Origin of the sequence: Dactylosporangium sucinum, from assembly GCF_014647515.1 — a bacterium.
Lineage (GTDB): Bacteria > Actinomycetota > Actinomycetes > Mycobacteriales > Micromonosporaceae > Dactylosporangium > Dactylosporangium sucinum.
This window is the reverse complement of sequence record NZ_BMPI01000038.1, coordinates 1-26,419: the sequence shown is the minus strand read 5'-3', so window position 1 is coordinate 26,419 and position 26,419 is coordinate 1. Positions and strand designations below refer to the sequence as shown.

General features: G+C 72.3%; 27 protein-coding genes and 2 pseudogenes. 15 read left to right on the top strand and 14 right to left on the bottom strand.

Annotation, left to right across the window (positions count from 1 at the left end; genetic code table 11):
* Window positions 1–144 precede the first annotated feature (144 nt).
* Entirely contained in the window at window positions 145–2,991 is a 2,847-nt protein-coding gene (locus IEZ31_RS33105) for an AfsR/SARP family transcriptional regulator (protein ID WP_190253982.1), read from the top strand.
* A gap of 274 nt (window positions 2,992–3,265) precedes the next feature.
* Here the strand turns inward: IEZ31_RS33105 and IEZ31_RS33100 are convergent, their stop codons facing one another.
* Window positions 3,266–3,715: a PRC-barrel domain-containing protein gene (locus IEZ31_RS33100; protein WP_190253981.1), complete on the bottom strand. Its 450-nt coding sequence runs from the start codon at window positions 3,713–3,715 to the stop codon at window positions 3,266–3,268.
* A 237-nt stretch (window positions 3,716–3,952) separates the two neighbouring features.
* Here IEZ31_RS33100 and IEZ31_RS33095 point away from each other — a divergent pair, with 237 nt between their 5' ends.
* From IEZ31_RS33095 to IEZ31_RS33080, 4 genes and pseudogenes are all read left to right on the top strand, one after another.
* Complete coding sequence (locus IEZ31_RS33095; protein ID WP_190253980.1) at window positions 3,953–4,381, top strand: GGDEF domain-containing protein; 429 nt, start codon at window positions 3,953–3,955, stop codon at window positions 4,379–4,381.
* Window positions 4,382–4,559: 178 nt separating this feature from the next.
* Window positions 4,560–5,264: pseudogene (locus IEZ31_RS33090) on the top strand (ABC transporter ATP-binding protein); the annotation flags it as partial.
* A gap of 26 nt (window positions 5,265–5,290) precedes the next feature.
* The gene (locus IEZ31_RS33085) at window positions 5,291–6,034 is read left to right on the top strand and encodes an ABC transporter permease (RefSeq protein ID WP_190253978.1); all 744 of its coding nucleotides are present in this window, start codon (window positions 5,291–5,293) and stop codon (window positions 6,032–6,034) included.
* 249 nt (window positions 6,035–6,283) lie between these two features.
* Window positions 6,284–7,198: a polysaccharide deacetylase family protein gene (locus IEZ31_RS33080; protein ID WP_229836053.1), complete on the top strand. Its 915-nt coding sequence runs from the start codon at window positions 6,284–6,286 to the stop codon at window positions 7,196–7,198.
* Window positions 7,199–7,493: 295 nt separating this feature from the next.
* On the opposite strand, the gene IEZ31_RS33075 is transcribed toward IEZ31_RS33080, so the two are convergent.
* Window positions 7,494–9,818, bottom strand: coding sequence for an ATP-binding domain-containing protein (locus tag IEZ31_RS33075; protein WP_190253976.1), 2,325 nt, complete (start codon window positions 9,816–9,818; stop codon window positions 7,494–7,496).
* Between the two features lie 71 nt (window positions 9,819–9,889).
* Entirely contained in the window at window positions 9,890–10,429 is a 540-nt protein-coding gene (locus IEZ31_RS33070; protein ID WP_190253975.1) for a YciI family protein, read from the bottom strand.
* A 19-nt stretch (window positions 10,430–10,448) separates the two neighbouring features.
* Here IEZ31_RS33070 and IEZ31_RS33065 point away from each other — a divergent pair, with 19 nt between their 5' ends.
* Window positions 10,449–10,592, top strand: a complete 144-nt coding sequence (locus IEZ31_RS33065) for a hypothetical protein (RefSeq protein WP_190253974.1) — start codon at window positions 10,449–10,451, stop codon at window positions 10,590–10,592.
* Between the two features lie 63 nt (window positions 10,593–10,655).
* Here the strand turns inward: IEZ31_RS33065 and IEZ31_RS33060 are convergent, their stop codons facing one another.
* Window positions 10,656–11,033: a VOC family protein gene (locus tag IEZ31_RS33060; protein ID WP_190253973.1), complete on the bottom strand. Its 378-nt coding sequence runs from the start codon at window positions 11,031–11,033 to the stop codon at window positions 10,656–10,658.
* Between the two features lie 80 nt (window positions 11,034–11,113).
* On the bottom strand, window positions 11,114–12,025 hold the full coding sequence (locus IEZ31_RS33055; RefSeq protein WP_190253972.1) for an SDR family NAD(P)-dependent oxidoreductase: 912 nt from the start codon (window positions 12,023–12,025) through the stop codon (window positions 11,114–11,116).
* Between the two features lie 54 nt (window positions 12,026–12,079).
* Between IEZ31_RS33055 and IEZ31_RS33050 the strand changes: the two genes are divergently transcribed.
* Window positions 12,080–12,529, top strand: a complete 450-nt coding sequence (locus IEZ31_RS33050; protein WP_190253971.1) for a MerR family transcriptional regulator — start codon at window positions 12,080–12,082, stop codon at window positions 12,527–12,529.
* On the opposite strand, the gene IEZ31_RS33045 is transcribed toward IEZ31_RS33050, so the two are convergent.
* Window positions 12,430–13,449, bottom strand: a complete 1,020-nt coding sequence (locus IEZ31_RS33045) for an aldo/keto reductase (protein WP_190253970.1) — start codon at window positions 13,447–13,449, stop codon at window positions 12,430–12,432. The two genes, IEZ31_RS33050 and IEZ31_RS33045, sit on opposite strands and share 100 nt — an antisense overlap.
* Before the next feature lie 80 nt (window positions 13,450–13,529).
* Here IEZ31_RS33045 and IEZ31_RS33040 point away from each other — a divergent pair, with 80 nt between their 5' ends.
* Window positions 13,530–14,072 (top strand): TetR/AcrR family transcriptional regulator, encoded by a 543-nt coding sequence (locus tag IEZ31_RS33040; protein WP_229836052.1) that lies wholly within the window; start codon window positions 13,530–13,532, stop codon window positions 14,070–14,072.
* An 82-nt stretch (window positions 14,073–14,154) separates the two neighbouring features.
* Window positions 14,155–14,475 carry a rhodanese-like domain-containing protein gene (locus IEZ31_RS33035; protein ID WP_190253969.1) on the top strand — a complete coding sequence of 107 codons (321 nt, stop codon included), beginning with the start codon at window positions 14,155–14,157 and terminating at the stop codon, window positions 14,473–14,475.
* A gap of 46 nt (window positions 14,476–14,521) precedes the next feature.
* Here the strand turns inward: IEZ31_RS33035 and IEZ31_RS33030 are convergent, their stop codons facing one another.
* Window positions 14,522–15,064, bottom strand: coding sequence for a hypothetical protein (locus tag IEZ31_RS33030; RefSeq protein ID WP_190253968.1), 543 nt, complete (start codon window positions 15,062–15,064; stop codon window positions 14,522–14,524).
* A gap of 32 nt (window positions 15,065–15,096) precedes the next feature.
* On the bottom strand, window positions 15,097–16,032 hold the full coding sequence (locus IEZ31_RS33025) for a GNAT family N-acetyltransferase (protein WP_190253967.1): 936 nt from the start codon (window positions 16,030–16,032) through the stop codon (window positions 15,097–15,099).
* A gap of 110 nt (window positions 16,033–16,142) precedes the next feature.
* Here IEZ31_RS33025 and IEZ31_RS33020 point away from each other — a divergent pair, with 110 nt between their 5' ends.
* On the top strand, window positions 16,143–17,363 hold the full coding sequence (locus tag IEZ31_RS33020) for a M48 family metalloprotease (protein WP_190253966.1): 1,221 nt from the start codon (window positions 16,143–16,145) through the stop codon (window positions 17,361–17,363).
* A 5-nt stretch (window positions 17,364–17,368) separates the two neighbouring features.
* Here the strand turns inward: IEZ31_RS33020 and IEZ31_RS33015 are convergent, their stop codons facing one another.
* Together IEZ31_RS33015 and IEZ31_RS33010 are read right to left on the bottom strand one after the other, a co-directional pair.
* Window positions 17,369–18,733: a hypothetical protein gene (locus IEZ31_RS33015; protein WP_190253965.1), complete on the bottom strand. Its 1,365-nt coding sequence runs from the start codon at window positions 18,731–18,733 to the stop codon at window positions 17,369–17,371.
* Window positions 18,730–18,864, bottom strand: a pseudogene (locus IEZ31_RS33010) (sigma factor-like helix-turn-helix DNA-binding protein); the annotation flags it as partial. The gene IEZ31_RS33015 and the pseudogene IEZ31_RS33010, both read right to left, overlap by 4 nt.
* 56 nt (window positions 18,865–18,920) lie before the next feature.
* Here IEZ31_RS33010 and IEZ31_RS33005 point away from each other — a divergent pair.
* From IEZ31_RS33005 to IEZ31_RS32985, 5 genes are all read left to right on the top strand, one after another.
* A complete protein-coding gene (locus IEZ31_RS33005) occupies window positions 18,921–19,166 on the top strand; it encodes a hypothetical protein (RefSeq protein ID WP_190253964.1) in 246 nt (81 codons plus the stop codon).
* 92 nt (window positions 19,167–19,258) lie between these two features.
* Window positions 19,259–20,011: a hypothetical protein gene (locus IEZ31_RS33000; protein ID WP_190253963.1), complete on the top strand. Its 753-nt coding sequence runs from the start codon at window positions 19,259–19,261 to the stop codon at window positions 20,009–20,011.
* Between the two features lie 387 nt (window positions 20,012–20,398).
* A complete protein-coding gene (locus IEZ31_RS32995) occupies window positions 20,399–20,701 on the top strand; it encodes a hypothetical protein (RefSeq protein ID WP_190253962.1) in 303 nt (100 codons plus the stop codon).
* Between the two features lie 42 nt (window positions 20,702–20,743).
* Complete coding sequence (locus IEZ31_RS32990; RefSeq protein ID WP_190253961.1) at window positions 20,744–20,983, top strand: hypothetical protein; 240 nt, start codon at window positions 20,744–20,746, stop codon at window positions 20,981–20,983.
* A 113-nt stretch (window positions 20,984–21,096) separates the two neighbouring features.
* Entirely contained in the window at window positions 21,097–22,767 is a 1,671-nt protein-coding gene (locus IEZ31_RS32985) for a recombinase family protein (RefSeq protein WP_190253960.1), read from the top strand.
* 177 nt (window positions 22,768–22,944) lie between these two features.
* On the opposite strand, the gene IEZ31_RS32980 is transcribed toward IEZ31_RS32985, so the two are convergent.
* From IEZ31_RS32980 to IEZ31_RS32965, 4 genes are all read right to left on the bottom strand, one after another.
* Window positions 22,945–23,277 (bottom strand): hypothetical protein, encoded by a 333-nt coding sequence (locus IEZ31_RS32980; protein ID WP_190253959.1) that lies wholly within the window; start codon window positions 23,275–23,277, stop codon window positions 22,945–22,947.
* Window positions 23,271–24,023, bottom strand: coding sequence for a hypothetical protein (locus IEZ31_RS32975; RefSeq protein ID WP_190253958.1), 753 nt, complete (start codon window positions 24,021–24,023; stop codon window positions 23,271–23,273). The genes IEZ31_RS32980 and IEZ31_RS32975 overlap by 7 nt, the downstream gene beginning before the upstream one ends.
* A gap of 954 nt (window positions 24,024–24,977) precedes the next feature.
* Window positions 24,978–25,205 carry a hypothetical protein gene (locus tag IEZ31_RS32970; RefSeq protein ID WP_190253957.1) on the bottom strand — a complete coding sequence of 76 codons (228 nt, stop codon included), beginning with the start codon at window positions 25,203–25,205 and terminating at the stop codon, window positions 24,978–24,980.
* Entirely contained in the window at window positions 25,202–25,861 is a 660-nt protein-coding gene (locus IEZ31_RS32965) for a hypothetical protein (protein WP_190253956.1), read from the bottom strand. Before IEZ31_RS32965 ends, IEZ31_RS32970 begins: the two co-directional genes overlap by 4 nt.
* Window positions 25,862–26,419 lie beyond the last annotated feature (558 nt).

The window sequence follows — 26,419 nt, the reverse complement described above, 5'->3', positions numbered from 1 at the left end:
TACGTAATCATGCAAGGTTGGAGGACCCGCGCCTGGCGCCGAGTGACGGAGTGTCCGCTCGCGGCGCCTCCCCGTAGGCGCAGGGTCCCGGGGACTGTACGAATCGGCTCGATAAAAAACCGATACGTTTGGTAGAAGGGTCGGGTGGAGATCGACATCCGTGTGCTCGGCGCCCTTGAGCTGCGCCGCGGTGACGTCGTGCTCGACCTCGGCACCCCGAAGCAGCGCACCGTCCTGGCGCTGCTCGTGGTGCACGCCAACCGCCCGGTGACCCCCGCCCGCCTGGTGGAGGAGCTCTGGCCGGTGACGGTCCCGAACTCGGCGGCCGCCAACGTCACCACCTACCTGAGCCGCCTCCGCCGCGCGGTGGCCGGCCCCGGCTGCTCCCTGGACCGCCGCGACGGCGGCTACGTCCTGCGCGTGCGCCCCGACGCCGTGGACGCGCACCGCTTCACCGACGAGGCCGAGCGCGGCGACGCGGCCTGGCGCGCGGGCGTCCCGGAGACGGCCGCCCACCACTGGCGGTCCGCGCTGGCCGGTTGGCGGGGGCGGGCCCTGGACGGCCTGCCGACCGGCCCCGAGCTCGACGCCGCCCGGGCCGAGTGGACCGAGCGGCGGCTGGCGGTGGTCGAGCACCACGCGCGCGCCCGGCTGCGGCTCGGCCGATCCGCCGAGGTGGTCGCGGAGCTGCGCCGGCACACCCTGGCCGAGCCGCTGCGGGAGACCGGCTGGCTGCTCCTCATGGCGGCGCTGTGGCAGTCCGGCCATCCCGCCGCCGCGCTGGACGCCTACGAACAGGCCCGCGCGGTACTGGGGGATCAGCTCGGCGTCGACCCCGGCCCCCGGCTGCGGTCGATGCACCAGGCGATCCTCGCCGCCGACGACGGGTCCGTCCGCGGGCTGCTCGCCGACCCGGCCGAAGACCCGGCCGCGGCCGGTCCGACCCGGTCCGCTCCCGCCCAGCGGGTCGTTCCCGCCCAGCTCCCGCTGGGCGTCCCCGGCTTCACCGGCCGGTCCGCCGAGCTGGCCCGCCTGGACGCGGCCCTGGCCCGGGCGGCCGCCCAGCCCGCCGCGGTCGTCATCTCCGCCGTCTCCGGCATGGCCGGCGTCGGCAAGACCGCCCTGGCGCTGCACTGGGCGCACCGCCGGTCGGCGCGGTTCCCGGACGGCCAGCTGTACGTCAACCTGCGCGGCTTCGACCCGACCGGCGCCCCGGCGAGCCCGGCGGAGGCGATCCGCGGCTTCCTCGACGCCCTGGGCGTGACCGCTGCGCGCGTCCCGGACGGGCTGGAGGCGCGGGCGGCGCTGTACCGCACCCTCCTGGCCGGCCGCCGGATGCTGGTCCTGCTCGACAACGCGCGCGACGCCGACCAGGTCCGGACCCTCCTCCCCGGCAGCCCCGGCTGCCTGGTCGTGGTGACGAGCCGAAGCCGCCTGCCCGACCTGGTGGCCCTGGAAGGCGCGGAACCGCTGCTGCTCGACGTCCTCGACCGCGACGACGCCCGCCGGCTGCTGGCCGGCCGCATCGGCCACGACCGCGTGTCGGCCGAGCCCACCGCCATCGACGAGATCGTCGCCGACTGCGCCGGCCTGCCCCTGGCCCTGGCCGTGGTGGCCGCGCGGGCGGCCACGAACCCGCAGTTCACCCTGTCGAGGTTCGCCGCCGACCTGCGCGCGGCCGGCCTGGACGCGCTGACCGCGCAGGGCCGGGGCACCGACGTGCGGGCCCTCTTCTCCTGGTCGTACCGCCAGCTCCCGCCGCCCGCGGCCCGCCTCTTCCGGCTGCTCGGCCACCACCCGGGCCCGGACGTGTCCCCGCCGGCCGCCGCGAGCCTGGCCGGGGTCGGCCTCTCCGACGCCGTGGCGTCGCTGACCGACCTGACCCGAGCCAACCTCCTGACCGAGCACGCCCCCGGCCGGTACGCCCTGCACGACCTCCTCCGCGCCTACGCCGCGGAACTGGCCGCCGCTCCGGCCGACGACGAGGTCGGCGCTGATGGCATGGTCGGCGGCCCGGCGGCCGCTGGTGGCTCGAGGCGTGACGTCGATGGTGCCGCGGCGCTGGAGCGGCTGCTGGACCACTACGTGCACACGGCCTGCGCCGCGGCGATGCTGCTCACGCCGCACCGCACGCCGGTCGCCCTCGACCCTCCCGCGCCCGGCGTGTACCTGCGGCCCCCAACCTCGGCGGACGAGGCTTTGGCCTGGTTCGCCGCCGAGCGGGCGACGCTCGTCGCCGCGGTCGAGCCGGCCGCCGCCCGGGGTCTCCACCGGTACACCTGGCCACTCGCATGGGCATCGACCGCCTTCTTCGCCCGTCAGGGCCACCACCACGAGTGGGCCGCGATCCAGCGCGCGGCACTGCGCGCGGCCGAGGCGGCCGGCGACCGGGTCCGCCAGGCGGAGGCCCACCGGGCACTCCTGCGCGCGTACGGCCGCCTCGCCCGCGACACCGAGGCCGACCAGCACGCCGAGCGCGCCCTCGCGCTGTTCGCCGAGCTCGGCGACCCGAGATCCCAGGCGCACACCCACGTGAACCTCGCCCACGCCCTGAGCCACCGCGGCCGGCACCGCGACGCCCTGCATCACAACCAGCGGGCCCTGCAGCTGTACCGCGCCACCGGCGACGAACTCGGCCAGGCCGAAGCCCTGAACTCGGTCGGCTGGCAGTACGGCCTGCTGGGCGACCACCGGCAGAACCTCGCGTACACCCGCGAGGCCCTGGCCCTCCTGCACCGCATCGGCGCCTCGGCGCGGGCGGCCAACACGCTGGACAGCATGGGCCACGCCCACCACCACCTGGGCGACCTCGACGCGGCCGTATCCTGCTACGAAGAGGCGCTCGCGCTGGTCCGCGCCGCCGGCGACCGCTACAACGAGGCCGAGATCCGGACCCACCTGGCCGACGCCCTGGACGCCGCGGGCCGCCCCGACACCGCCCGCGAGCAACGCGACCAGGCCGAATCCATTCTCGCCGCCCTCTCCCGCTAGTGAGGTGCGCCTGGCGCCCCGAGCCACCCATGATCAGGGCGTGGGCATGGCGAGCTCTCCGCGCCGGCGGCGTGGGTTGATGCCGATCGGTGGGGGCGGCAGCTGCGGGTGCCGGCCACGGCACGGACGATCCGCCCGTGGGAACGGGGACGCTCGGCGCGTGGCAACGGGGACGGTCCGCCCGCGTTGCGCGGACGGACCGTCTTCCTGGTTGTGATCAGCTTTCCTGGCGGTGATCAGCTTTCCTGGCGGTGATCAGCTTTCCTAGCGGTGATCAGCGGAGGGCGTCCTCGCGGCGATAGCTGTCGGTGTAGTAAGCACCGACCCGCTCGCGGTAGTCCTCGGTGCCGAAGGTGCGCTCGTCGTACTCCGGCGACTCCTTGATCTGCTCCTTCGTCCGGTCGACGTAGACCTTCCGCTCACCGTGGTCGACCTGCCGGACCGTGCCGGCCGGCAGCAGGACCTTGCGCCCGAAGATCCACGGACCGGTGTCCACGACCAGGCAGGCACTGCCGGTCTCGTGCGTGGCCTCGTCGATCGACCCGATGTGGCCGTCGGTTGCCTCGACCTTGTACCCGGTCAGATCCAGGTTCGCCCGCCGGTCGCTCGTCGCGCTGTCCGCCCCGCGCGGGTCGGTCACCGCGACGTCGGCGGCAGGGTACCCGGCGGCGTAGCCCTCCGGGTCACGCCAGGCCCACGGCATGAACGGTGCCATCGGTTGCATCAGGAAGCTCCTTCCACATGACGACGTTGCTCCCTGTCTCGTACCCGTTCGCCGCCGACCCAACCACCATCCGGCGTCGGTGCCGGTCGATGACGATGACGCCTCCGCCGTGGGCTGTGGTGCGCTGATCGCACCGGCGCTGCTGGACGCCGGGCACGGGGTGGTCATGGCCGAGGCGGTCGGCGGTGTGGCTCCCAGCCGCGATCTCTGGGAGCGCCTGACCGGCACTCCAGCCGCATGGACGCCGCGCTGCGCCGCCAGACGGCCGGGAGCGGTCGCGGGCCGGTGGTGCACTGCATCGACCTCGACGGTTTCAAGCCGATCAACGACGCGCACGGGCACGCGGCCGGCGACCGGCTGCTGGTCGAGATCGCGCGGCGGCTGCGGGCCACGGCCGGCCCCGGCGACACGGTGGCCCGGCTGGGTGGCGACGAATTCGTGGTCCTGTGCGAGGAGACGGCCGAGGACGCCGGGGCCCTCGCCGAACGGCTGCGGCGCGTCATCGCCGAGCCGGTCGCGGTCGGCCCGGCCGTCTGCGCCGTGACCGCCAGCGTGGGCACCGCCTCCGCCGACCGGATCGGGCAGCCCACCGCGGACGCGCTCGTCGCGGCCGCCGACACCGCGATGTATCAACGGAAAGCGGCCCGCCGCGCGGCCCTGGTCTGACCACAGGGCGACGCGCCGGAGGACGGCGAGCACGAGTCGAATCACGGCTCGATTCAACGCCTCGGCGGCCGCCGGCACAGTAGAGCGGAGTACCGGCTTTGGGGTGGAGTTAGCTATACCCCGAAGTCGGTACCTGGCTCCACTGTGCCGAGGGCCGCGGATTCCTACTGTCGTCGGCATGGCAGTCATCGAGGTCACCAACCTCCAGAAGCGCTACGCCGACCACGTGGCCGTCGCCGACGTCTCGTTCAGCGTCGAGGCGGGGGAGATCTTCGGCATCGTCGGGCCGAACGGCGCCGGCAAGACGACCACGGTCGAGTGCGTCGAAGGGCTTCGCGCCCCCGACGGCGGGTCGGTGCGGGTGCTCGGCCTCGACCCGATCAGCGATCGCGCCGCCGTGCGCCGGCAGCTCGGCATCCAGCTGCAGGAGAGCCAGCTGCCGGACCGGATCCGGGTCTGGGAGGCGCTCGATCTGTACAGCTCTTTCTATCCCGACCCGGCCGACTGGCGCGCCCTGATGGACGACCTCGGCCTCGCCGCCAAGCGCAACACCCCGTTCGCCAAGCTCTCCGGCGGCCAGAAGCAACGGCTGTCGATCGCGCTCGCGCTGGTCGGCAACCCGTCGGTCGCGATCCTCGACGAGCTGACCACCGGCCTCGACCCGCAGGCCCGCCGCGACACGTGGGAGCTGATCCGGCAGGTCCGCGCCCGCGGCGTGACGGTCGTGCTGGTCACCCACTTCATGGACGAGGCTGAGCGGCTGTGCGACCGCCTCGCCGTCATCGCGGCCGGCCGGGTCGTCACCGTCGACACGCCCGCCAACCTCATCGCCGGCGCCGACGTCCCTGGCGTCGATCGGCCCACGCTCGAGGACGCCGTCCTCGCCCTCACCGCCGCCGGGAGCACCCGATGACCGCACTCACCCGCATGATCCGAGTCGAGAGCAAGCTGTTCCTCCGCGAGCCGGTCGGCGCCTTCTTCGGCATCGCCTTCCCGGCCCTGCTCATCCTGGTGCTCGGCCTCGCCCTGCCCGGGTTCCGCGACCCGGCCGACGAGCTCGGCGGCAAGCGCCCCGTCGACATCTACCTCCCGATCACGATGACCCTGGCCATCGCGACGGTGACCATGGTGACCCTGCTCGGCGTCGTATCCGGCTACCGGGAGCGCGGCGTGCTGCGCCGCCTGTCCACGACCCCGATCTCGCCGGTCACGCTGCTCGGCGCCCAGCTGGTGGTCAACGTCGCCGCGCTGCTCGCCGGCTGCGCCCTGGCCTGGGCGGTGGCGGCGGCGGTCTTCGACGTCCCGCCGCCCGGCAACGTCGTCGGCTTCCTCCTGGCGTTCACGCTCGGTGCGAGTGCGATGTGTGCCGTTGCGCTGCTCGTCGCGGCGGTCACGCCGAGCGCCAGGGCCTCGTCGGGCGTGGGATCGCTCGTGTACTTCCCGATGATGTTCTTCGCGGGAGTGTGGACGCCGGGCCCGACGATGCCCGACACGGTCCGCCGGATCGCCGACTTCACCCCGCTGGGCGCAGCGTCCCAGGCCGTGCAGTCCGCCTGGTCGGGCTCCTGGCCGACGCCGCTGCATCTGGGAGTGATGGTGGCATTCACGGTACTGCTGGGAGCCCTGGCATCGCGCTACCTCCGCTGGGACTGATCCCGGTGGAAGGCGGCCGGCGCGCCCGCGCGGCAAGCTCGACCCCGGCGGGACGGGGCCGCGTGGCGGGACGAGGCCGCGCGGCGGGACGGAAACGGCGAACGGTGGGCATGCGGGGACGGGGAGCGACGGATGGTGGCGGAGCGCACACGGGGACGGAAGCGGCGAATCGTCGCGGAGCGGCCTCGGCGGGGACGGCCGGACGGGTACGGGGCAACGGAAACGGCGTGCGTCTGGCAGCATGCGCGGGTGCGAATCCCACTCGCGGTCCTGGCGGCCGGGCTGGTGCTCACGGTCGGTGCCTGCTCCGCGCCGAGCAATGCCGCGCATCCGGGACGGACCGTCGCCGTCGACCCCGTGACCGCGGCCGCGCCCACGAACGGGCCGACCGGCGGTCCGGCGGCGTCGGGCGGCTCGGAGGCGTCAGGGGGTGCGGGGCCATCGGGCAGCGCCGGGGCGACGGACGGGTGGGTGCCCGGCGCGACCACGCCCGGCAGCCTGCCGCCCGTCGTCGAGCACGGGCCGCGGGTCGGCAACCGGGTCGCGCTGACGTTCGACGCCGACATGACGGACTCGATGCTGCGGCGGCTGGCGAGCGACCCGAGCGTCAGCTTCGCCAACCGCAAGGTCGTCGACATCCTGGAGCGGACCCGCACGCCGGCCACGTTCTTCCTGACGGGGGAGTGGGTCGAGACCTACCCCGACCTCACCCGGCAGCTGGCGGCGAACCCGTCGTTCGAGCTGGCCAACCACACGTACCGGCATCAGGCCTTCAAGTCGCCCTGCTACAACCTGCCGACGATCGCGCCGGACGCGATGGCGGGCGACGTGGCTCACACGTTCGACGTCATCGCGCCCTACGGGGGCAGGCAGACGCGGTACTTCCGCTTTCCGGGGCTCTGCTACGACAACGCCGCGCTGCAGGCGCTCGCGCCGCTCGGGGTGACGGTCGTGCAGGGCGACGTCGTGAGCGGCGACCCGGGGGCCACCGCCGCGCCGCCGATCGTGCACGCGGTGCTGAGCAAGGTGCGGCCCGGCTCGATCGTCATCCTCCACATCACCGAGGCGAACGCGCAGTTCACCGACGAGGCCCTGCAGCCGATCCTCGACGGCCTGAAGGCGCAGGGCCTCCGCCCGGTCACGCTGTCGGAGCTGTTCCGCTGAGGGTCACCGCATGAACCAGAGCGCGCCCACCGCAGGCCGTTGACCACGAGGATGGCGGCGTCGGCGAGGTGCAGGCTGTCCAGCGTGACCTTGTCGTCGCGCGGCGTCGCGCCGAGGCCCGGGGTGTCCAGGACGACCAGGTTCCGCAGGATGTCGGCCGGCACGCGGAGGATCACCCGCCCGCCGGTGCCGCTCAGGCCCCTGCCTTCGGCGGTGTTCTGGTCGGCGTGACCCCCTCGGGCACGAGGGGCTCACGCCAACCGATCAGGGCGTTGATCCGGAACCCGGGGTGCCTTCACGCCGGGCGGAACACGCCGAGCCGCTGCGTGGGCCGGGTCAGGGCCACGTACAGGTCGCTCGCGCCCCGCGGCGACTCGCCGACGATGCCGTCCGGGTCGACCACGACCACGCCGTCGAACTCCAGGCCCTTCGCCTGGGCGACCGTGAGCAGCACCACCTGGCGCTCCAGGTCGGGCTGCTCGCCGACGGCCGCGCCGGGCAGCGCCGACGACAACGCCGGGACGAGGCCGGCCGGGGCGAGCACCGCGAACGTCCCGCCGTCGAGCTCGGAGACGAGCTCGGCGACGAGTCCGGGAAGGCGGTCCAGCCGGCCGGTCGTGTCCCACGGCTCGACGCCGCTGTGCCGCACCGGTCGCGGCGGCACGATCGACGGGTCGATGCCGGCCAGGACCCGCGCCGCCACGTCCATGATCTCGGCCGGCGTGCGGTAGCTGACGGTGAGCTCGGCCGCGCGCCACCGGTCGGCGACGAACGGCGCGAAGATGTCGCCCCAGGACGCCGGCCCCGACAGCGCGGCGGTCTGCGCGAGGTCGCCGACGACCGTCATCGACCGGCTCGGGCAGCGGCGCATCAGCAGCCGCCACGCCATCGGTGACAGCTCCTGCGCCTCGTCGACGATGACGTGGCCGAACGCCCAGCGCCGGTCGGCCGCCGCCCGCGCCGCCGCGCCGAGCCGCTCGCCGGTGTCGTGCCGGGCCGCCAGGGCATCGGCGTCCATCACGTTGGCCACATTCGGTACCGCTGCCTCCGGATCATCCTCGAGGTCAAAGGACATCGATCCCGCCGTGATGTCCAGCACGCCCTGCGCGTACTCCAGGCTCGCCTGGTGCAGCGCCGCCGCCCGCGCCCGGGCCGCGCTGTCGTCCTCGCCGAGCAGCTCGGCGGCCTCGTCGAGCAGCGGCACGTCGGCCGGCGCCCAGCCGCCCGCCGGATCCCGCAGCAGCAGCTCGCGATCCACGGCGCTCAATTGCGGCGCCGCCGAGGCGAGGGCGTCGGCCGACGCGAACAGGTCGGCGAGCAGCGCCTCCGGCGTCAGCGCCGGCCACAGCTCGTCGAACACCGCGCGCACGGCCGGCTCGGCCGCCAGGTCGGCGCGGATGTCGGCCAGGTCGGCCGCGTCAAGCAGGTTCGGGCTGGCGAGCGCGTCGTCCCCGCCGAGCGGGTCGTCCCAGAACGGGTCCTGCCCCACGCGCTCGGCCACCTGCTCCGCCAGCGAGTCGAGCACTCCGTCGACGAAGACCGCCCGTGCGAGATTGTGCAGCCGCCCCGAGCGCCGCGCCCGGTTCCGCGCCGCTTCCACGGCATCTGGACGCAGCAGGAGTACCTCCGGATCCACGTCGATGCGGATCGCGTCCTCGGGCACCCGCTGCCGGTCCCGCACGGCGGCGGCGATCACGTCAGTCATCAATGTCCGCCCCTTGACCTCGGCCGCCGCGGCCGGCTCGGCGCGCCGCGCGGTGATCCCCGGGTACAGGTCGCCCAGCGTCGCCAGCAGCACGCCGGTCTCCGCGAGCGACGGCAGCACCTGCGAGATGTACCGCAGGAATGCCGCGTTCGGCCCGACGATCAGCACGCCGCGGGCGCTGAGCTGCTCGCGGTACGTGTAGAGCAGGTAGGCCGCCCGGTGCAGTGCCACGGCGGTCTTGCCGGTGCCCGGCCCGCCCTGCACGACCAGCACCCCGCCGAGCTCGGCCCGGATGACCCGGTCCTGTTCGGCCTGGATCGTCTCGACGATGTCCTGCATCCGGCCGGTCCGCTTGGCGGTGAGCGCCGCGAGCAGCGCCGCCTCACCGGTCAACGACGTCGCGTCTGCCGCCGCCAGGTCCAGCACCTCGTCGTCGAGGCCGATGACGGTGCGCCCGCGGGTGCGGATGTGGCGGCGCTGCGCCACGCCGTCGGGGTGCGCCGCCGTCGCCACGTAGAACGGCCGGGCCGCCGGCGCCCGCCAGTCCACGAGCAGCGGCTCGAAGTCGCCCTCGTCGTCGAAGATGCCGATCCGCCCGATGTGCCGGTGGCCGCCGTCGCGCAGGTCCAGCCGGCCGAAGCACAGCCCCGGCTCGACGGCGTCGTAGCGGGCCACCCGTTCGGCGTACAGGGCCGTCGCCGCGTCCCGGTGGGACCGCGCCTGCGGCGTGCCGCCGGACTCGCGTAGCAGCCCCGCCAGCCGCTGCGCCGCCTGCTCCCGCAGCCGGTCGAGCCGGCCGTACAGCATCGTCACCGTGCCCTGCTCCGCGGCGAGTTCCGCGGCGGCGAGCCTTGACAGACTTGACAAAATGCCTCCCGTTGGTATCCTGTCAACTGGAGGGGCTGACTTCAGCATGCGCTGATTCGGGCCTCCGAATCCGTCATGGTAGCGCAGCCGTCACCGGTTTGCGCTGTTTGTGTTCTTCGTTACCGGCGGCCGCCGAACGTCCACGCGTGCACCTCGACGGTGGCGTAGCGCTCCGCCGTCAGCACCGCCCGGGCCGCGGCCGCGTCCTCCGCCCGCACCAGAGCGGCCGTGCCCAGCCAGGCCGAGCCGTCGTCGGAGAGCAGCGGGCCGTAGGCGATCAGGTCGTCCCGCGCTGGGACCTCCGGGTCGACGGCCGGGCCGGCGCCGAGGCCGAGCACCAGGAACCCGCCACCGGGACCGCCCGGGAACTCCCACATCGTGCGGCCCAGCGCGTTGCGCCACCGGCGGAGCAGCACGTCGCGGTATACGCCGGCCTGGTAGCCCGGCTCGTCGAAGGCGAACGCCCGGGCCGCGGCGGCGTCGGGCAGGTCGACGACGTGGACGCTGCCCGTCGGCGTCTCGCCGTCGTCGCCGAGCGTGGGGCCGCGGGCGATCATCCCGTCGGCGAACCGGTCCATGTACGACCAGTGCGCCTCCAGCAGCTCGCCGCGCAGCTCCAGCGAGCCGGGCCGGTCCCGGTGGTAACAGAAGAACTCCATGCAGGAATTCTGACGTCGTGTGCGGAACGATGCCTTACGCGCCTTCCGCGTCGACCGGATCAGCTCCGTGGCCGTCACCGCCGAGGTGCCGGCACCGCGCGCGCTGCGCAGCGCCGACCTCGACATCCCGCAGGGCCTGGTGCACCGGCTCAGCCTCGACTGACCGGCGCGTGAGCCGCACGGGGCGGTCGCGCCTCGATCGGCGGCGCCGGTCAAGGCGCCGGGCTCAGGATCGGTTGACCGCGAAGACGCCGAAGAGGTTGCCCGCCGGGTCGAGCACGTGGGCGAACGTGACGCCGCCCGCGTTCGTCCGGGCCGGGCGCTCGACCTTGCCCCCGGCTGCCTCGATCCGGCGGCAGGTGTCCTCGACGTCGGCGACGCGGACGGCGAAGATCGCGTAGTTGGGCCCGCGGCCCGCGGTCGCGAACAGGCCGCCCCGCAGGCCCTCCGGATCTCCTGTCGCGAAGAACCGGTAGGCCGGGTCCGTGCTCCGGCTCGGGTCGCCGGCGACGGTCCAGCCGAACACGTCGCCGTAGAACCGCTCCGCGGCTGCCGAGTCGTCGGTGCCGACCTCGAACCAGCCGATGCCGTTGAATGCCGTCATGTGCCACCTCTCGTGACGAAGGGAGAACCGTGTACGTCCCCACCGTCGTCGTCACCCGCGACAGCCCCCTGTCGGAGTTTTCAGCCGATCCGGTCCAGGCCGGTGAGCCGGGCGGACAGCGCCCACAGGCGGGCCGCGTCGGCGTCGTCGGTGGCGGGGCTCTCGACGAGGCGGCAGTCGGCGTAGTACCCGCCGCCGTCGGCGTCCAGCTCGCGCGCCGTGGCCGCCCAGACCTGGGTCGCCGCGCCCTGCCCCGGGGTGCGGAACAGGCCGGGCAGCGACTCGCCGTCGGCGTCGACCCAGCCCGCCGAGACCATCTCCGCCAGCGTCAGGTGGCGTTGCAGCGGGGTGCGGATCCAGCCCGGGTTCACCGAGCACGCGCGGACGCCGTGGCTCCGGCCGAGGCGGTCCAGGCGGCGGGCGAAGAGGATGTTGGCGGTCTTCGACTGCGCGTAGGCCGCCCACTTGTCGTAGCCCTCCGCGAAGTGCACGTCGTCCCAGCGGATCGACCAGTCCGGGTTGCGGCCCGAGGCGACGGCGACGACCCGGGCCCCGCCGGCGGCGGTGAGGGCCGGCCACAGCAGGTGCGTCAGCGCGTAGTGGCCGAGGTGGTTGGTGGCGAACTGCGCCTCCCAGCCCCGGCCGACCCGCGTCTCCGGGCAGGCCATGACGCCGGCGTTGGCGATCAGGAGGTGCACCGCCGGGTGCCGGCGCAGGAACGCCTCCGCGAAGGTCCAGATCGAGTCGAGGTCGGCCAGGTCGAGCGCCTGGACCTCGACGCCGGCCGTGCCACCGGGGTCGCTCTCCAGGGCCGCTCTCGCGGCGTCCGGGCGGCGGGCCGGGACGATGACGCGGGCGCCGGCTCTCGCGAGCGCGCGGGTGGTGGCGAGGCCGATGCCGGAGGAGCCGCCGGTGACGACGGCCGTCTTGCCGCTGAGGTCGATGCCGGCGAGGACGTCGTCGGCCGTGCGCAGGGTGGTGTCGCTGCTCATGTGCCGGGACGCTAGGACCTAGACCTCGGTCTAGGTCAAGGCTACGGTGACGCCATGGGGGACGAGCGGCTGAGCATCGGGCAGGTGGCCGAGCGGACCGGGCTGAGCGTGCACACGCTGCGGATGTACGAGCGCGACGGGCTGCTGGCCGGTGAGGTGCGGCGCGACGGCTCGGGGCGGCGGGTGTACACCGCTTGGGACGTCGAGTGGCTGGCCAACTGCGTCAAGTTCCGGGCCTCCGGCATGCCCCTGGCCACGATCGCCCATCTGGCCCGGCTCGTCCGCGCCGGCAGCGGCAACGAGGCCGAGCGCCTGGAGCTGCTGCGCGCCCACCGCCACGAGGTCGTCGCCCGGCTCGACCAGCTGCGGGACTGCCTCGCCCTCGTCGACGCCAAGGTGAAGACCTACGAGGCCCACCTCGCCGCGGGCGGCGGCGACCCGTGGGTCAGTGTCGACCGGCTTGCCTCGTCCAGGCGGGCCGTGGTCGACGGGGGCAGCTCGTAGGTCAGGGCCGCCAGGTTCGCCGTCAGCTGGTCGGCCGTGCGCGGGCCGAGGACCACCGACGTGACGTCGGGGCGGGCGCCCAGCCAGGCGAGGGCGACGGTCGCCGGCTCCGTGCCCAGTTCGGCGGCCACGGCTTCGACCTCGTCGGCGATGTCGAAGTGCGGGGCGGCGAGGATACCCTCCACATAGGACCGCGCCAGCGGGCTCGGCATCGCCCACCACTCGGCCAGCCGGGTGCCGGGCGGTGGGGCGGCGCCCCGGCGGTACCGGCCGGCGAGCAGGCCGCCGCCCAGCGGGCTGTAGGCGAGGACGCCCAGGCCCAGGCGCCGGCAGGTGGGCATGATCTCGGGCTCGATCGCCCGCGCGATGAGCGAGTAGCCGGCCTGGAGGCTCACGAACGGGGTGCCGCCGAGCCGCGACGCGGCCCACTGGGCCTCGACGATGGCGGCGGCGGTGAAGTTGGAGCACCCGAGGTACAACACCTTTCCCGAGCGGACGAAGCCGTCGAGCGTCGCCATGGTCTCGTCCGGCGGGGTGTCGGCGTCGGGCAGGTGGCACTGGTACAGGTCGATGTAGTCGGTGCCCAGCCTGCGGAGGCTCGCGTGCAGGGCGCGGGTCAGGTGGGCCCGGGACAGGCCGCGGTCGTTCGGGCCGGGGCCCTGCGGTGCCGCCCCCTTCGTCGCCAGGACGACCTCCGAGCGGCGGTGCGCGATCGCCCGGCCGACGATCTCCTCGCTGGTGCCGCCGCGATACGTGTCGGCGGTGTCGACGAGGTTGTGGCCCGCGTCCAGGAACGCGTCGACGATCCGGCGCGCCTCCGGCTCCGGCGTGGGGGCCTGCGGGTCGGTGCCGAAGTTCATGGTGCCGAGGCACGCGCGGGAGACGCGCAGGCCCGACCGGCCCAGTGTCAGGTATCGCATGCCACCCTCGGTACAATCGGAATTGTGATTCCGCTTGAAGATACGGAACCTGGATTCCGGTTGTCAACGGTGGCCTCGGCGTGATCCGCTCCGACGCCGCCCGGAACCGGGCGAAGGTGCTGCAGGCGGCCGAGGCCGTGCTCGACGAGCAGGGGCTGTCCGCGCGGATGGACGAGATCGCGCGGCGGGCCGGGGTGGGCGTCGGCACGCTGTACCGCCACTTCGCCACGAAGGAGGCGCTGTACCAGGCCATCGTCACCGCCCGCGTCGACCAGCTGCTGGATGAGGCGGCCCGGCTGCGCGCGACGGCCACCCCGGCGACGGCGTTCTTCACGTTCTTCACCCGGATCGTCGCCGACGCGGCCCGCCAGCGGACCCTGACCGACGCCCTGCGCGGCGCCGGCATCGACGTCAAGGCGAACCACACCGGCCAGCAGGCCGCCATGCGCGCCGCCATCGACGAACTGCTGCGCGCGGCCCAGGCCGCCGGCGCCGTCCGCGCGGACGTGGAGCTGCCCGACGTCCTCGCGCTGCTGCGCGGCGCCAGCCTGGCCGCCGAGACGGGCGACTACCCGGCCCGCGCCCTCGCGGTGCTGATCGACGGCCTGCGCGGCCCGGGCTAGCGGGGGCCTACGTCGAATGGCGTAGGTGCGGGGCCGCCTCGCGACGGACGTCCCCGCGGGGGCGGGCGGGCAGGATCGGGGCATGACTGCTTCGATCGCACGTGATGAGCTCCAGACCGCGATGGCCGCCGGTGGCGTGACGGTGGTCGATGCCCTGCCGGCCGTGCCGTACGGGCAGCGGCACCTGCCCGGCGCGCTCAACCTGATCGCCGAGGACGCCGGCGAGCGGGCCGGCGACGTGCTGCCCGACAAGGCGGCGGCCATCGTCACCTACTCCAGCAACGCCATGTGCGGGCGGGGCGAGGCGCTCGCCGCGCGGCTGGCGGAGCTGGGGTACGTCGACGTGCGCGTCTACCGCGACGGCATCGAGGACTGGGTCGGCGCCGGACTGCCGGTAGAGTGACCCGTTCGTGGGGCGGATCGCGGGTCCCGATCAGCCACCGTTCGGTTCAGTCCCAGAAGCACTCCAGGTGGCCGTCGAACGTTTTCCCCTCCGCATCGGCGCAGAAGCGTTCGGCGTCCGGGCGCAGCGTCGCGTCGATCGATGACGCGGAGATGTCCTCGATCGAGGTGCGGTAGTCGACGCGGTCGGGGGTGACGACGTACCCGGCGGCGCGCACCGTCGGGTGCCCGCACAGGAACTGGAAGATCTCCCAGACCGTGGGCGCCTCGTTCTGCCGCTCGTACGGGTCGATGTACCGCTGGTCGAGCAGCCACGCCAGCCTGGCCGCGTCGACGCCCTCGAACGAGGCGATGCCGCCGGTGTACCCGCGGCCGACGCCGAGCGCCTTGTCCCGGCGGGTCGCGTCGCGGTTGTACTCGAACGGCGAGACCTCCACCGGCTGCGTCGCGTCACACAGCGCCGGCCGCGCTCCGGCCTGCCCGTCGTCCGGCCGGTCCGGTGACGGTGCGGTGCATGCGGTCAGGGCCAGCGCGATCGCCGCGCCGCCCACGAATCGCCGGGCCCGCCCGGCGTGTCGCTTCGCAGCCATGGCGAGGGATCATAGCCGCCCGTCCCGGCCCGTCAGAGCGGCCTCTGGTACACCACGACGTGCTGGTCGACCGCGAATCCCACCCTCGTGTAGACACCCGCGGCGCCCGTCGGGTTGTCGGCGTCGGTGTCCAGGGCCGCGCGCGAGTACCCGGCCTTGCCCGCGGCGTCCAGCACCTCGGCCAGCAGGCCGCTCGCGATGCCGCGACCGCGGGAGGCCGGGGCGGTGCCGACCTGGCCCACGTATAGGCGGCCGGGGGTGTCGGTCTCGTAGACGAGCACGTAGCCGACGAGCGCGCCGCCCGCCAGCGCGAGCCTCGACAGGTCGGGGCGGAACGTCGCCGAGGCCACCGTCAGGGCCGCCCATCCGGCGAAGTCGCGCTCCTGGAAGCCCCACAGGTCGCGAAACGCCGTCGTGTGCAGCGCGTGCACGTCGTGTTCGTGACTCCCGTGGTACCGCTGGATCGTCAACCCGTCGATCGGCGCAATCGGCGGCGGTGGCGCGGTCGGGGCCGTCATCTCGAGGAAGTAGCGCACGGGCGTGAAGCCGAACCGCTCGTACAGCCGGATCGCGGGTGCGTCGCCCACGCCGGTGACCACCTGCGCCGACCACGGCTCGGCCGGCGCGACGTCGGCGTGGCGGGCGGCGGCCCGGTCGAGCTGCCAGGCCAGCACCCGCTGCCCGAGGCCCGCGCCGCGCCGGTCGGGGTGCACGCCGCCGTACAGCTCGACCCGGGTCCCGCCCGGCGGCGGGGACGGCACCAGACCCGCGGCGACCAGGCGACCGTCGGGGGAGTGGACCAGCAGCGTGTCGACGTCCGGGTCGGCGATCTCGTGCCGCACCACGTCGTCGACGTCGGAGGCCGCGTGCCCGCCGGGGCCGCCCCCGGCCGCGGCCGCGGCATTGATGAGCTCCGCCACCGCGACCGCGTCGCCGTCCCGGTATGCGCGGGAGATGTAGTCCGCCACGCCCGCCACCGTATGCCGGCCCGATCGGGCCGTCGAGGCAGTTCTGGACCGCGTCGGCTGGTGCTGCCCGGGAGGCGGTCGGTCGGCGGTTGCCCGGCGGGGATCGGGCAGTGAAGACTGCCGTGATGATCTCGGGACAGCATGACTCGGCGGCGGACAAGCCGGCCGGGCGTACGGCCCCAGGGTTCGGTTCGCGGCCCGGCACCCTACCGGTGACGGCGGCCGGCCAGCCCGCGCTGCACGCCTTGGTCGCGGGGGTGACGCGGACGCTCGGCCTGCCGCCGAGCACGCGGGTGTGGTTGACGGCGGACGCCGCCGTCACCCGCGAGGCAAACCTGTACGGCCGGCATCTGATCATCGGACTCCCCCTGCTCAGCGTCCTGACCACGACGGAGCTGCGGGCCCTGGTCGGTCAGGAACTGGCGCTGCTGCACCGCCCGGACGCCCGCCGGGCCGACCGTGCCCTCGCCAAATGGTCCGACGCGGTCTGGGACGAGGCGACGCAGGAGCCTCCGGTCACTCCGCGCCGCGAGCCCGACCCGTACGTGGCCGAGCTCCAGGACGCGGGGGACCGCGCGGCGATCACTGCCGCCGGCGGCGCGGAGCCGGCGGCGCGGGCAGTCGCACTGGCCAACGTGGCGGAGGCCGGTTATCTGCTGTTCCGGGTCGAGTCCGGTCCGCCACTGCTCGGGCAGTGGTGGTGGCAGTTCAGCGACCTGGTCGACGGCTGGGATCGTGCGGTTCGGCACGGGCTCGGCGACGCGCAGTGGGACACGGAGACGGCGACGGCGCTGGCCCGCCTGCACCCGCGGCTGTCCGGCGCGCTGGCCGCGCTCGGCCGGGAGTCGCTGCCCCTGGTCGCGTCGGCGGATGCCGTACCGGTGGCGCCGCTGTCGGTCCGCGAGCAGCGGCGGCTCGTCCGCGGATTGATCGCGCAGTCCGTCCCGACGGTGCTGTGGTGGCGGACGTACGAGACGGCGCCGGCCCGCCGGTGGAGACGGCGGGCAGCGAAGGACGCCCGTCTGGTCCGTGCCCACGTGGCCGCCGCACTCGGCCGCGACGTGGCCGACGACGTCGAGGCGATCCGGGCGATCCGGACAGGAGCGGCCACCGGCGAGTGCGGGCACGCCGGAGGCCACCACGAGTTCGCGGCGGGTGACCCGGCGGTGTCGTTGATCGAGGATCACCTACTGCGGCGTGGTTGGCGGCTGGAGCATCCCGCCGTCCGCGGTGTGCTGATCGGTCCCGACGGCCGGCGGGTCGACGCGGTCGAGCTCCTGCGGGCCGGCGCGGACTCGGCGGCCGTGCGCGAGCTGTTCGGCGCCCGGTAGCCACGCTAGTCCCAGTCGCGGATGACGGCCTGGCCGGCCAGGAAGCGGTCGGCGTGCGGCTCGGCCACGGCCCGGGTGGCCAGTGTGCGGCCCGCCGCGTCGAGGGCCTCGATCGTGAGCGTGGCCGGGGCCGGCACCGTGAGCACGCCGACCCCGTCGGTCAGCGGCACCGTCTGGCCATTGACGCGGAGCCGTGCGGCGTCGGGCGGGGCGATCACGAGCAGGCGGTCGGAGTACCCGAGCGTCGCGTCGTCCGGCAGCCGGACCGTCACGATCGCGTCCGAGGCGGCGACGGCCGTGGTCATCCGAGCTTCCGGGAAGTCCTTCGGCGGCTGCTGGAGGGCCTGCCCGTGCACGTCGGTGACCAGCATGGCGTTGCCGGTGCCGGCGACCGCGCAGACCTGTACCGAGCCGTCGCCGAGCTCGCCCAGGGCGACGACGACCGGCCGGCGCTCGCCGGGCGGTGTGCCGCCCCAGAGGATCCGGTGCTGCCGCACGTCGAGGCCGGGCAGGTCGGGCCACTGCCGCAGAAGCTTGGCGCTGATGTCGGGAAGATCCTGCCCGCGCTCGGCGGGCGGCGCGTCGGTCACGGGTGACCGGCCGGGTACGACGGTCCGGTACGTGACCTCGCGGACCGTGCCGCCGCAGGTCACCCGCCACCACACGGCCACGGCGGGCAGCGTGACGAACTCGCCGCCGGCGCCCCACGTGTGCTCCAGCGTGCCGTCCGCGCCCACGGCCGTCCGCGCCGAGGGCTCCGCGACGCAGCCCGGCGGCACGACGGCGATCGTGTAGTCGCGCGCGTTGCCGGAGAGGACCAACGGGGACAGCCCGCCGTACTCCGCGCCGTACCGGCCGTCCGCCAGGTCCGTGAGGGTGGCGTCGGCCGGCCCGGCCGAGGCGACGTACTGGGCTCGCACGCCGTCGTGGAACACGGCGCCGAACGTGCGGTGGCCGGCCACCTCGGCGACGAAGAGCACCTTCACGCGGTCGAGCCCGGGCTTGACGTGCCAGCCGTTCCGGGCGGCGAGCAGCTCCTGGGTGAGCCCGTCGACGACCCCCGCCGCCACGGCGCCGCGCGCCGGCGCGTCGAGGAGGCGGCGGGTCCAGTCGGTCAGCGGCTCGTCGAGGTACGGCTGCTCGTCCAAGGCGATCGTCGGCGCGGGCTGCGGCGAGGGGTCGCCGGTGCCGGCGAGCGGCTGGGCGCCCAGCACCGCGGCGACGAGGACGGCGCCCAGCGCCGAGAGGCCCCACCGGCGGGCGCGGCTCCGGCGTCGGCGCAGCAGCCGGCCCAGCGGGTCGGGCGCCGGCCGCACCCCGGCGACCGAGCGGGCCATCTCGTCGCGCAGCCGCTCCTCCAGCCCGTTCATCGCGCCCTCCTCTGCGGCTCGCCGGCCTCCAACAGGCCGCGCAGCCGCTCCAGGCCGCGCGACGCCTGGCTCTTCACGGTGCCGACCGAGCAGCCGAGCACCTCGGCGGTCTCGGCCTCGGACAGGTCCTGTAAACGAGAGTTACTCCTGATGGCGCCACAGGGGCGCCGGAGGGAGACAGAGCGACATGGACCCGAACGCCACCCTTGCGGACATCATCGCCGACCACGGCGTGTGGGCTAACCCGTCCACCCCGGAGTGGACCGCGACCATCAGCGCGAAAATCGTCATTGAGCACGCCGAAGCGTTGCGGGGATGGGTTGCCCGCGGTGGCTTTCCTCCGGCTGACGCCAATTGGCGGCTGACCGTTGACGACATCTTGACGGAGATCAGCGAGTACTACGCCGACCCGAACGCCTGCTACGCGGCCTAGCTGATCCGACCCTGCCCGTGCGGCATCGCCAACCCCGGTGCCGTCGCGGAGTGGGCCGGATCAGCCGGGCTGCGTAAATGAAGGGGATCGACATGACCGACAAGGCCACCACCACGCCGACCGGCACCGTTGCCGCGATTCTGACCGCCGGTCAGACGCTCACTCGTGAGCAGGCGGAAGCGCTGACCGGAAAGCTCAAGGGCGTATTCACCGATGCCACGTTGGACATGATCGCGACCGCGTACGTCGGGAAGGTGTGGAAGCCGCTCGACTTCCCGACGTGGGAAGCCTGGTGCGACGCTCACCTCGGGGTGCGCCTCCGGCTTATGAAGTCGCAACAGGATGCCGTGGTCAAGCGGCTGACCGAAGCCGGAGCATCCTCCCGCGCGCTTGCTGCCGTGCTCGGTATCTCGCAGTCGTCCGCGAGCCGTGAGCAGCGCAAGGCGAAGGGCGAGACGGTCACGCCGAACAAGCCGAAGGGTGAGTCATCTGACTCAGCGAAGGTGGAGCCGACCAACGCGGGCAGCCCCGGATCGGGCGAGCCGGTCAAGGCGGAAATCGTGAAGCCGCAGGCGCCGGGCGTGCTGGACATGCTGGCGATGCTCGGCACGTTGGACGTCGCAAACTACCCGATGCCGGAGCGGCACAGCGACGTGGAAGCACTGCGCAAGTCGCTTGACCTGGTCATCGGCAAGTTGACGGTTCTCCGGGACCGTGCGGAGGCGGACGCCGGGAGCCCGCTGGACGCGGTGGTCAAGGCGCTGCGCCCGGCCGTGAAGGCGACCACCCGTACCCGCAAGGCTCCGGCGAAGGCGGGCCGAAAGGTCGAGGTCTCCGCTGTCTGATCGGTGCGGCTTCCATGGTGCCCTGTCCATCGCCGCTGGTGGGCAGGGTGCCACGGATGCCGCACCGCGGTGCCCGAACACAGGAGCGGGGGGATGGCACTCCCCCCGAACCCGTTTACCCGCCGAGTCGTAGGAGGACTCAACGTGAACGCCACAGTACCCCCCAAGCAAGCACAGCAACCCAGCCCGTACCGGGGCCGGGCTAGCGTTCAGGATGCCTCGGCCATCGGTGCCCAGTCTGCGCGCCCTGTCGGCAGGGTCCGCATGCCCAATGGGGCCAGGGGCTCCGCATCTCCGGCCGCGATGGTCGCTGAGCGGCGAGCGGATGAGGGTCGGTACGTCGGTAAGCGCAGGTTTGCCGGGTCGGCAGGGCAGGAGCGCGGTGGCGTGTTGCTCGACATCCTGGTTGCGCTCATTCTCGCCGCCGGAATCTTCCTCGGGGGCTTTCTCGCCGGGGTCCTGTGGGTCGGCAACATCAATAGCGCGTCGGCCGCACAGGCTGGCCCAGCCGCGAGCACGGGGCCAGGCGCGGCAGAGGTTGTGGTTACGTGCGCCAGCGAGGACACCGGAGAGCATGACTATGGCGATGGCGCCTGGCACCTCTGTGGTGCCGTCGTCCCAGCGCTGGCAGAGGACAACTACAGCATCGACTACCGGGACGGCGCCTGGCACCTGTCGCCAGCCAACTGACCCAGTTGCAAACGCAACACCGACCAGAGAGGGAATAGCAGCATGGAGAACACCACGGCAGGCGCGACAACCCCCCGCGTCGAGGTGGACATGAACCGCGAGACCGGCGAGGGCTCGATGTTCGTCGCCGATGACGCGACCCCCGCCGAGATCCGAGCAGCGCACGCCGAGATCGACGCAGCCGGTTGGGAAGCGTTGGACAGCTTTGAAACCGGCGACGACTACGACACCGACGACCACGGCCGGAGCGTGGTTCCGCTGGTTCGCAATCCTGGCAACTGAACCGCACGACTGAGACACACAGGGCCGGGGCTGCATGCCCCGGCCCTTCCCTTCCCTTCCCTTGCGGACCGGCACAGCCCGGCCGCAGCTACCCCTATGGAGGGTGACCTACCATGCCCGACGTGGCGAGCAGGAAGAGACCGCGGCGCGTGTTGGCCGTTGAGCGGTTGAGCCGGGAGACGGACGAGTCGACCTCGATCCGTAGGCAGCGTGAGCACATGACGCGATGGTCGGAGCTTAACGAGCACACCATCGTCGGTCACGCCGAAGACGCGGACGTGTCCGGCACGGTGAGCGTCTTCGATCGTGCCGGATTCGGACCCTGGTTGACCGAGGAGCGAGCCGGGGAGTACGACACCATCGCGGCCGTAAAGATCGACCGACTGTCGCGCTCGCTGATCGACTTCGTAAAGCTGATCGAGTGGGCTGACGCGCACGGCAAGAATGTCGTCGCCGTCGAGGATGGTGTCGACACCGGCACGCCCACGGGAAAGCTCATGGCGCACCTGCTGGGCGTGTTCGCTGAGTTCGAGCGTCAGCGCATCCGAGAGCGCTCGATGGATTCGCAGCGTGACGCGCTGCGCAACGGGACGTGGCACGGTGGTACGCCCCCATGGGGATACATGCCCGTCAGGGGTGCTGACGCAAAATGGCGCCTGGTCATCGACGCCGAGTACCTGCCCGTGGTTCAGGAGGTCGTGGCGCGGGTGATTGAGGGGGAGTCGTCCAACTCGGTCGCTGCGGACTTGAACCAGCGCGGCGTCCTGACGTCCGAAGACAGGCACGCGGAACGCACCGGGAGGCCGTTGGGCTCCGTCCGGCACGCCAATGGTTGCTCCGATGCGAGGGAACAAAGCGACGCGGTGAGACAGTGCGACTGCTCGCGTGAGCCTTCTCAGTGGTCGTCGGCAAACCTTAACGCGATGCTGCGTAGTCGCGCGATGCTCGGCGAAACGGTGGACGGCGCTGGCAACGTCAAGGTTCGGGATGACGCGGGGATGCCGGTTCGACGCGCCGAACCGCTAATCTCCGAGGCGGAATGGAAGCGGGTACAGGACGCGCTTGACGCCAGACGGATCACCCCGAGGCGGAGCCGTATGGTGTCGCCGCTGTCTGGCCTGCTGACCTGTGGGGTGTGCGGCCTGCCGTACTACCGCGTGAACGATGGCCGGGGGGTTGACCGGTACCGGTGCAAGTCGGCGACGGGGAAAGCCGGCACTGTGGCGCGGTGCGGCAACCCGTCGATCCTCGGTGACCAGTTGGCCGAGGCGATCGAGGACATCATCGTGAGCCATATCGGCAACGAGACGGTGACGCGACGGGTGTTCCGAAAAGGCGCCGACCACAGCCGCGAGCTCGAACAGGTAAACCGCGCGATCAACGACCTTCGCGACGACTCGGAAGCCGGCTTGTTTCCGGACCGCCAGGAGTACCAGCGGCGCATGGCTGCACTGCTGGAGCGGCAGGGAGCGCTGTCCGCACTGCCCAACGAACCGGACCGGTGGATAGACGAACCCACCGGCGAGACGTTCGCGGACCGGTGGAACGCGGCCGAGACCGACATGGAGCGCCGAGACTTCCTGCTCTCCACTGGAGCGGTATTTACGCTGACCGCCCGCGACGGGACGAGGCCGGGCGAAGGCGCCTGGATCGTCCGCATGGACCGAGGAGAGATCAGCCGCGATTACCAGATCCGCATAACGAGGCTGGACGGTGAGCCCGTGTTGGCGAGCGTATTGCGCCCACTACCGAAGGGGAAGAGAACGGCGCCAGGAGCGGCGTAGAGAACAGCAAAGAGAGCCGGGTACCCGAGGCAGGGTAACCCGGCTCTCTTGCGTTTTACGGCCGTTCTGGGGGACCGCTGGAGCGTTCGCCGCAGGCGTACGGCCGTGAATGGCCGAGACGGTCTAGCGAGTCATCTGACTCAGGCGCGCCGGGGAACTGGTGGACCTTCGCGGCCCTCAAAGACGCCCGTCCGCCCGGTCCTGCGCCTGGCGCATCACCCGGTACCGGCGCATGCCCGTTGGATCGTTGTCGGTGCCGCTGGACCGGCCCCGCGTTGGCGCGTGACCGAGAAGCATGAGCACCGCTTCCCGCGCCTCCGCGCGATCGGCGGCTGACGCCGGCCCGGTGTCGGTCCGGGCCGGCGCGATGTGCTCCTGCGGCGTAAAAGTCTCCCCGAGTCGACCCAAACGGGCCTGCGTCGCAATCCTCGCGATCTCGCCGCGATCGTCGTCGCCGGCTCCGTCTTCGGTCATGATCCGGCGAGCGATCTTCTCTACGTCGATCACCACACCTGCCCTCGGTCCGCGATGTACTGAGCCCGCGAAAGCGAGTCCGCGCTCTCCTGGGCGTGGTCCCTCTCCGCGTTCGCGACCACTTCCGGGTCGGTCGTGGCGATGCGTACCTTGTAAGCGAACGCTTCGCCGGACGTGATGGCTGCGCGCGACCCGGGAGTCACATCACCCGCGGGGTCGGCGAGGCCCAGTCCCTCGAAGAGGCCAACGAGGATGGCGCGGATGGTGGACTCGGGAAGGGCCGGGTTCTCGATAGTCACCAGTACCGAGCCGATCCGGTGGCCGGCATGGTCCGGCTCCGGAGCGTCCAGCGCGGACACGTAGACGTTACCCAGGTTCAAGCCGCGGTGCTCGTGGCTGATCGCTGCGCCGATGATCTGAGCGGCAAGCTCGGCGTGTCGCGCTGCGTTCCCCAAGGTACGGCCTTGAACTGCCGAGAGGCTGCGATTGAGCCCGGCTTTGCGCCGTTCGAAGCTGCCGTCAATCTGCGTGCTCCAGCTCCCGACCTTGTCCAGGATCAGCGGGCCGAGCGCCTCCCTGACGAACCGCCGCAACACGGGGTTGTTCAGGTCGAGGACGTCAGAGTCGTTGACCGCTCCGTCAATCTCGATGAGCTTGTCCTGGTGTTCCATTTGCTCGTGCTCCAGGGCGGCCAGGGCCGCCCGAAGCTCGTAGAGCGATTCGCCGTCGTCGGCGCGGTACTGGACGGCGGTCGTGGACGTGTTGCTCTTGCTTGCGGCCATTGCTGGCGTGTCCTTTCGGAGAAGGGAGCCGCTGTTGCGTATCGCAACGGCGGTGGTGTGTGTTTCTGCTTGGATTGCGAATCCAGAACGGCCCATTTGACGGCCCTCAGTGCCACGCTGAGGGCCTGGTGGCGCGAGTCGGTGCCCCTATGGGGCGGAGGCTTTTAGGGCTTCTCAGACCGTCTCAGACCGTCCACGATGGACGGTGGGCTAGCGCTTTGCCAACTCGGCAAGATGCATCTGATTGCAGCCGGGATCGGTGCACGTAACGCGGTCGTCCTCGACCGGGCATACCCGGGCAACGAACGTGCTTCCGCAGATCTCGCACTGGAACCACCCGAGTACGGTCTTCCAGCCGCGCCGATGGATCGACCCGACGCGCCGGACGTAGTACACGAGCCGCAACCCGTGTAGCACTGTGCCCGGCGGGTGCCGGTGAAACTCGGGGCGATACGTTGCCCGCGGTGGCAGCTTGACCGGCTCGCGGTCGGCGGCGAGACGTCCATAGGTTGGCGCCGTCCGGCGCCGTGGTCGACGCAGCCCGACGCTGACGCCTCATCGCTTGCAGGGCCAGACGGACCGCGCGACGTGTCTTCCCCAGTGCGTCCGCGATTTGGCGCGCAGTCAGCGGCTCCGTAGCGTCGGCGAGAACGCGCTCGATGGCCCCGGAGATGGCCAAGTACGCGGCGGAGGAGAGTCTTGACGGTCCGGCTTCCTCGTGTAGTTCGGGCTGACCCTCGTCCTGGTCGACGTGGACAGCGCCCGGCGACTCGGTGACGTTCTCCGGCTGATCCCATGGCCAGCCTTCAGGCGGTTCGGTCGGACGATCGACAGCCCCGGGACGGTTGGCGGCATCTCGACGCGCCGTCGCTGCTGCCCATCTGGCCTCGCGCTCCGCCAGCTCGTCCGCCATCGCCGCCTCGACCTCTGCCCACACGGCATCCAGGCTTGACGTCACGGCTGAGACGCCTCCAGCAAACCGACCAGGAACCACTGATTGATCCCGGCGGCGTTCTTCGTGCTGGTGGCCGCGCCCACTTCCCGGGCGGCACGCAGGACGTCCCTGGTGCACTTGTTCGTCAGCCCGGCGCGCTCGGCCACGGCCGCAACGTCAAGGCCGGGAGTCTCGGCCAGGACGGCGAACACGCGGCGGGACAAGAACAGGTACGTCTGGAACTTCACGGCCAATCCCTCCGGCTGACTTCGCGCTCCGCCGCCGCCCACGGCTCGATGTCGGCAACGACCTTTTCGATGGCCCGCGCTATCGGCGAGTCCTTGAGTGCGGCGGCGAGGTCCAGGAGCCTGACCCAGTCGTGAATGCTCGGCTCTGGAGCGTCGGCCGGCACTGCCTTGAAGATGCGGCTCCCGGTCTCCGAGGTGACGCCTCCGACCTCGACCGGTCCGGACTCATCGGGGCGCACGATCGGCTTGCCCTGGACCTTGCGGTCCTTGCGGATACGCTTCGGTTTGTCGGCGTGCTCCCCGAGGCGGTGGGTGCGGCAAGACCTGGAGCCCTTCCCGCGGTCAACGAGACGGGGAGCGAACACCAGGCAGCGCGCCGAAGACTCCTCCATGAGGATCTTCATCTCCTTGAGCGTCCTGATCGCTTTACGGAACGACCCCGCCGTGCTGCTGGTGCCCACGACTTCGGCTAGCTCTCCGTCCCCGAACTCGGCGTGCCCGATTGCGTTCATGCGGTGCATCCCGGCGAACATGATCCGCAGGTGAACCGGTACGTTGGTGACGTCGGTAGCGAGGTAGCTCAGAAACAGGCGATCTGCCGCTATCCAGTCATGAAGCGTGATCCCGCCGGCCTGGCCGGGGACCCTGGCGCTCACGGGCTGACTGCCCAGGAGTGGACAACCGGCCTCCACGGGGCCGGTTTTGCATCTGAACCGGCCTCCACAAGGCCGGTGACCGGCCTCCACAGGGCCGCGATTGAGCGTGTAAGTCCTCGCTCTTTAGCTCTATCTCCATACGGCGGAGAAGGAAGGAGGGGGAAGCGCATCGTTTCCTCCAATCGAGGCGTCGACGACAACGAGCCGGCCTGCCGGGTTGGCTGGTCAGCTCGTGATTGCAGTGATTGGCCGGTAATCGGCTACCAGCGGCCCGCATGGGCCGCGACCGTTCCCTAGTTACTGGATTGCTCGGTAGACGCTCGCGAACCGCAGGTAGGCGACCTCGTCCAGGTCTCGCAGCAGAGCCCCTCTACCTGGGTTATGCACCGCCGATGGGCAAGGGGGCAGGCGGAGCTGGAGCTACCGCATTATCGTGTTGACGACGGAGATGAAAGCGCCATGCGTGAATACCTTTATCCAGCTAGTGTTGCGTGATGCTGGTTGCGTTATGTCGGGTCGGTCGTCGATCCTGGTGTGATGCTGACCGAAGGCCAGCTC

Excerpts from the sequence above, each read along its gene's own strand:
- IEZ31_RS32985 (WP_190253960.1), top strand. The coding sequence starts at position 21,097 with ATGCCCGACGTGGCGAGCAGGAAGAGACCGCGGCGCGTGTTGGCCGTT.
- IEZ31_RS32975 (WP_190253958.1), bottom strand. The coding sequence starts at position 24,023 with ATGGCCGCAAGCAAGAGCAACACGTCCACGACCGCCGTCCAGTACCGC.
- IEZ31_RS33100 (WP_190253981.1), bottom strand. The coding sequence starts at position 3,715 with ATGCAACCGATGGCACCGTTCATGCCGTGGGCCTGGCGTGACCCGGAG.
- IEZ31_RS33070 (WP_190253975.1), bottom strand. The coding sequence starts at position 10,429 with ATGGAGTTCTTCTGTTACCACCGGGACCGGCCCGGCTCGCTGGAGCTG.
- IEZ31_RS33045 (WP_190253970.1), bottom strand. The coding sequence starts at position 13,449 with ATGCGATACCTGACACTGGGCCGGTCGGGCCTGCGCGTCTCCCGCGCG.
- IEZ31_RS33005 (WP_190253964.1), top strand. The coding sequence starts at position 18,921 with ATGGACCCGAACGCCACCCTTGCGGACATCATCGCCGACCACGGCGTG.
- IEZ31_RS33085 (WP_190253978.1), top strand. The coding sequence starts at position 5,291 with ATGACCGCACTCACCCGCATGATCCGAGTCGAGAGCAAGCTGTTCCTC.
- IEZ31_RS33060 (WP_190253973.1), bottom strand. The coding sequence starts at position 11,033 with ATGACGGCATTCAACGGCATCGGCTGGTTCGAGGTCGGCACCGACGAC.
- IEZ31_RS33095 (WP_190253980.1), top strand. The coding sequence starts at position 3,953 with ATGGACGCCGCGCTGCGCCGCCAGACGGCCGGGAGCGGTCGCGGGCCG.
- IEZ31_RS33055 (WP_190253972.1), bottom strand. The coding sequence starts at position 12,025 with ATGAGCAGCGACACCACCCTGCGCACGGCCGACGACGTCCTCGCCGGC.
- IEZ31_RS33075 (WP_190253976.1), bottom strand. The coding sequence starts at position 9,818 with ATGCTGAAGTCAGCCCCTCCAGTTGACAGGATACCAACGGGAGGCATT.
- IEZ31_RS33035 (WP_190253969.1), top strand. The coding sequence starts at position 14,155 with ATGACTGCTTCGATCGCACGTGATGAGCTCCAGACCGCGATGGCCGCC.
- IEZ31_RS32990 (WP_190253961.1), top strand. The coding sequence starts at position 20,744 with ATGGAGAACACCACGGCAGGCGCGACAACCCCCCGCGTCGAGGTGGAC.
- IEZ31_RS33015 (WP_190253965.1), bottom strand. The coding sequence starts at position 18,733 with ATGAACGGGCTGGAGGAGCGGCTGCGCGACGAGATGGCCCGCTCGGTC.
- IEZ31_RS33030 (WP_190253968.1), bottom strand. The coding sequence starts at position 15,064 with ATGGCTGCGAAGCGACACGCCGGGCGGGCCCGGCGATTCGTGGGCGGC.
- IEZ31_RS33050 (WP_190253971.1), top strand. The coding sequence starts at position 12,080 with ATGGGGGACGAGCGGCTGAGCATCGGGCAGGTGGCCGAGCGGACCGGG.
- IEZ31_RS33000 (WP_190253963.1), top strand. The coding sequence starts at position 19,259 with ATGACCGACAAGGCCACCACCACGCCGACCGGCACCGTTGCCGCGATT.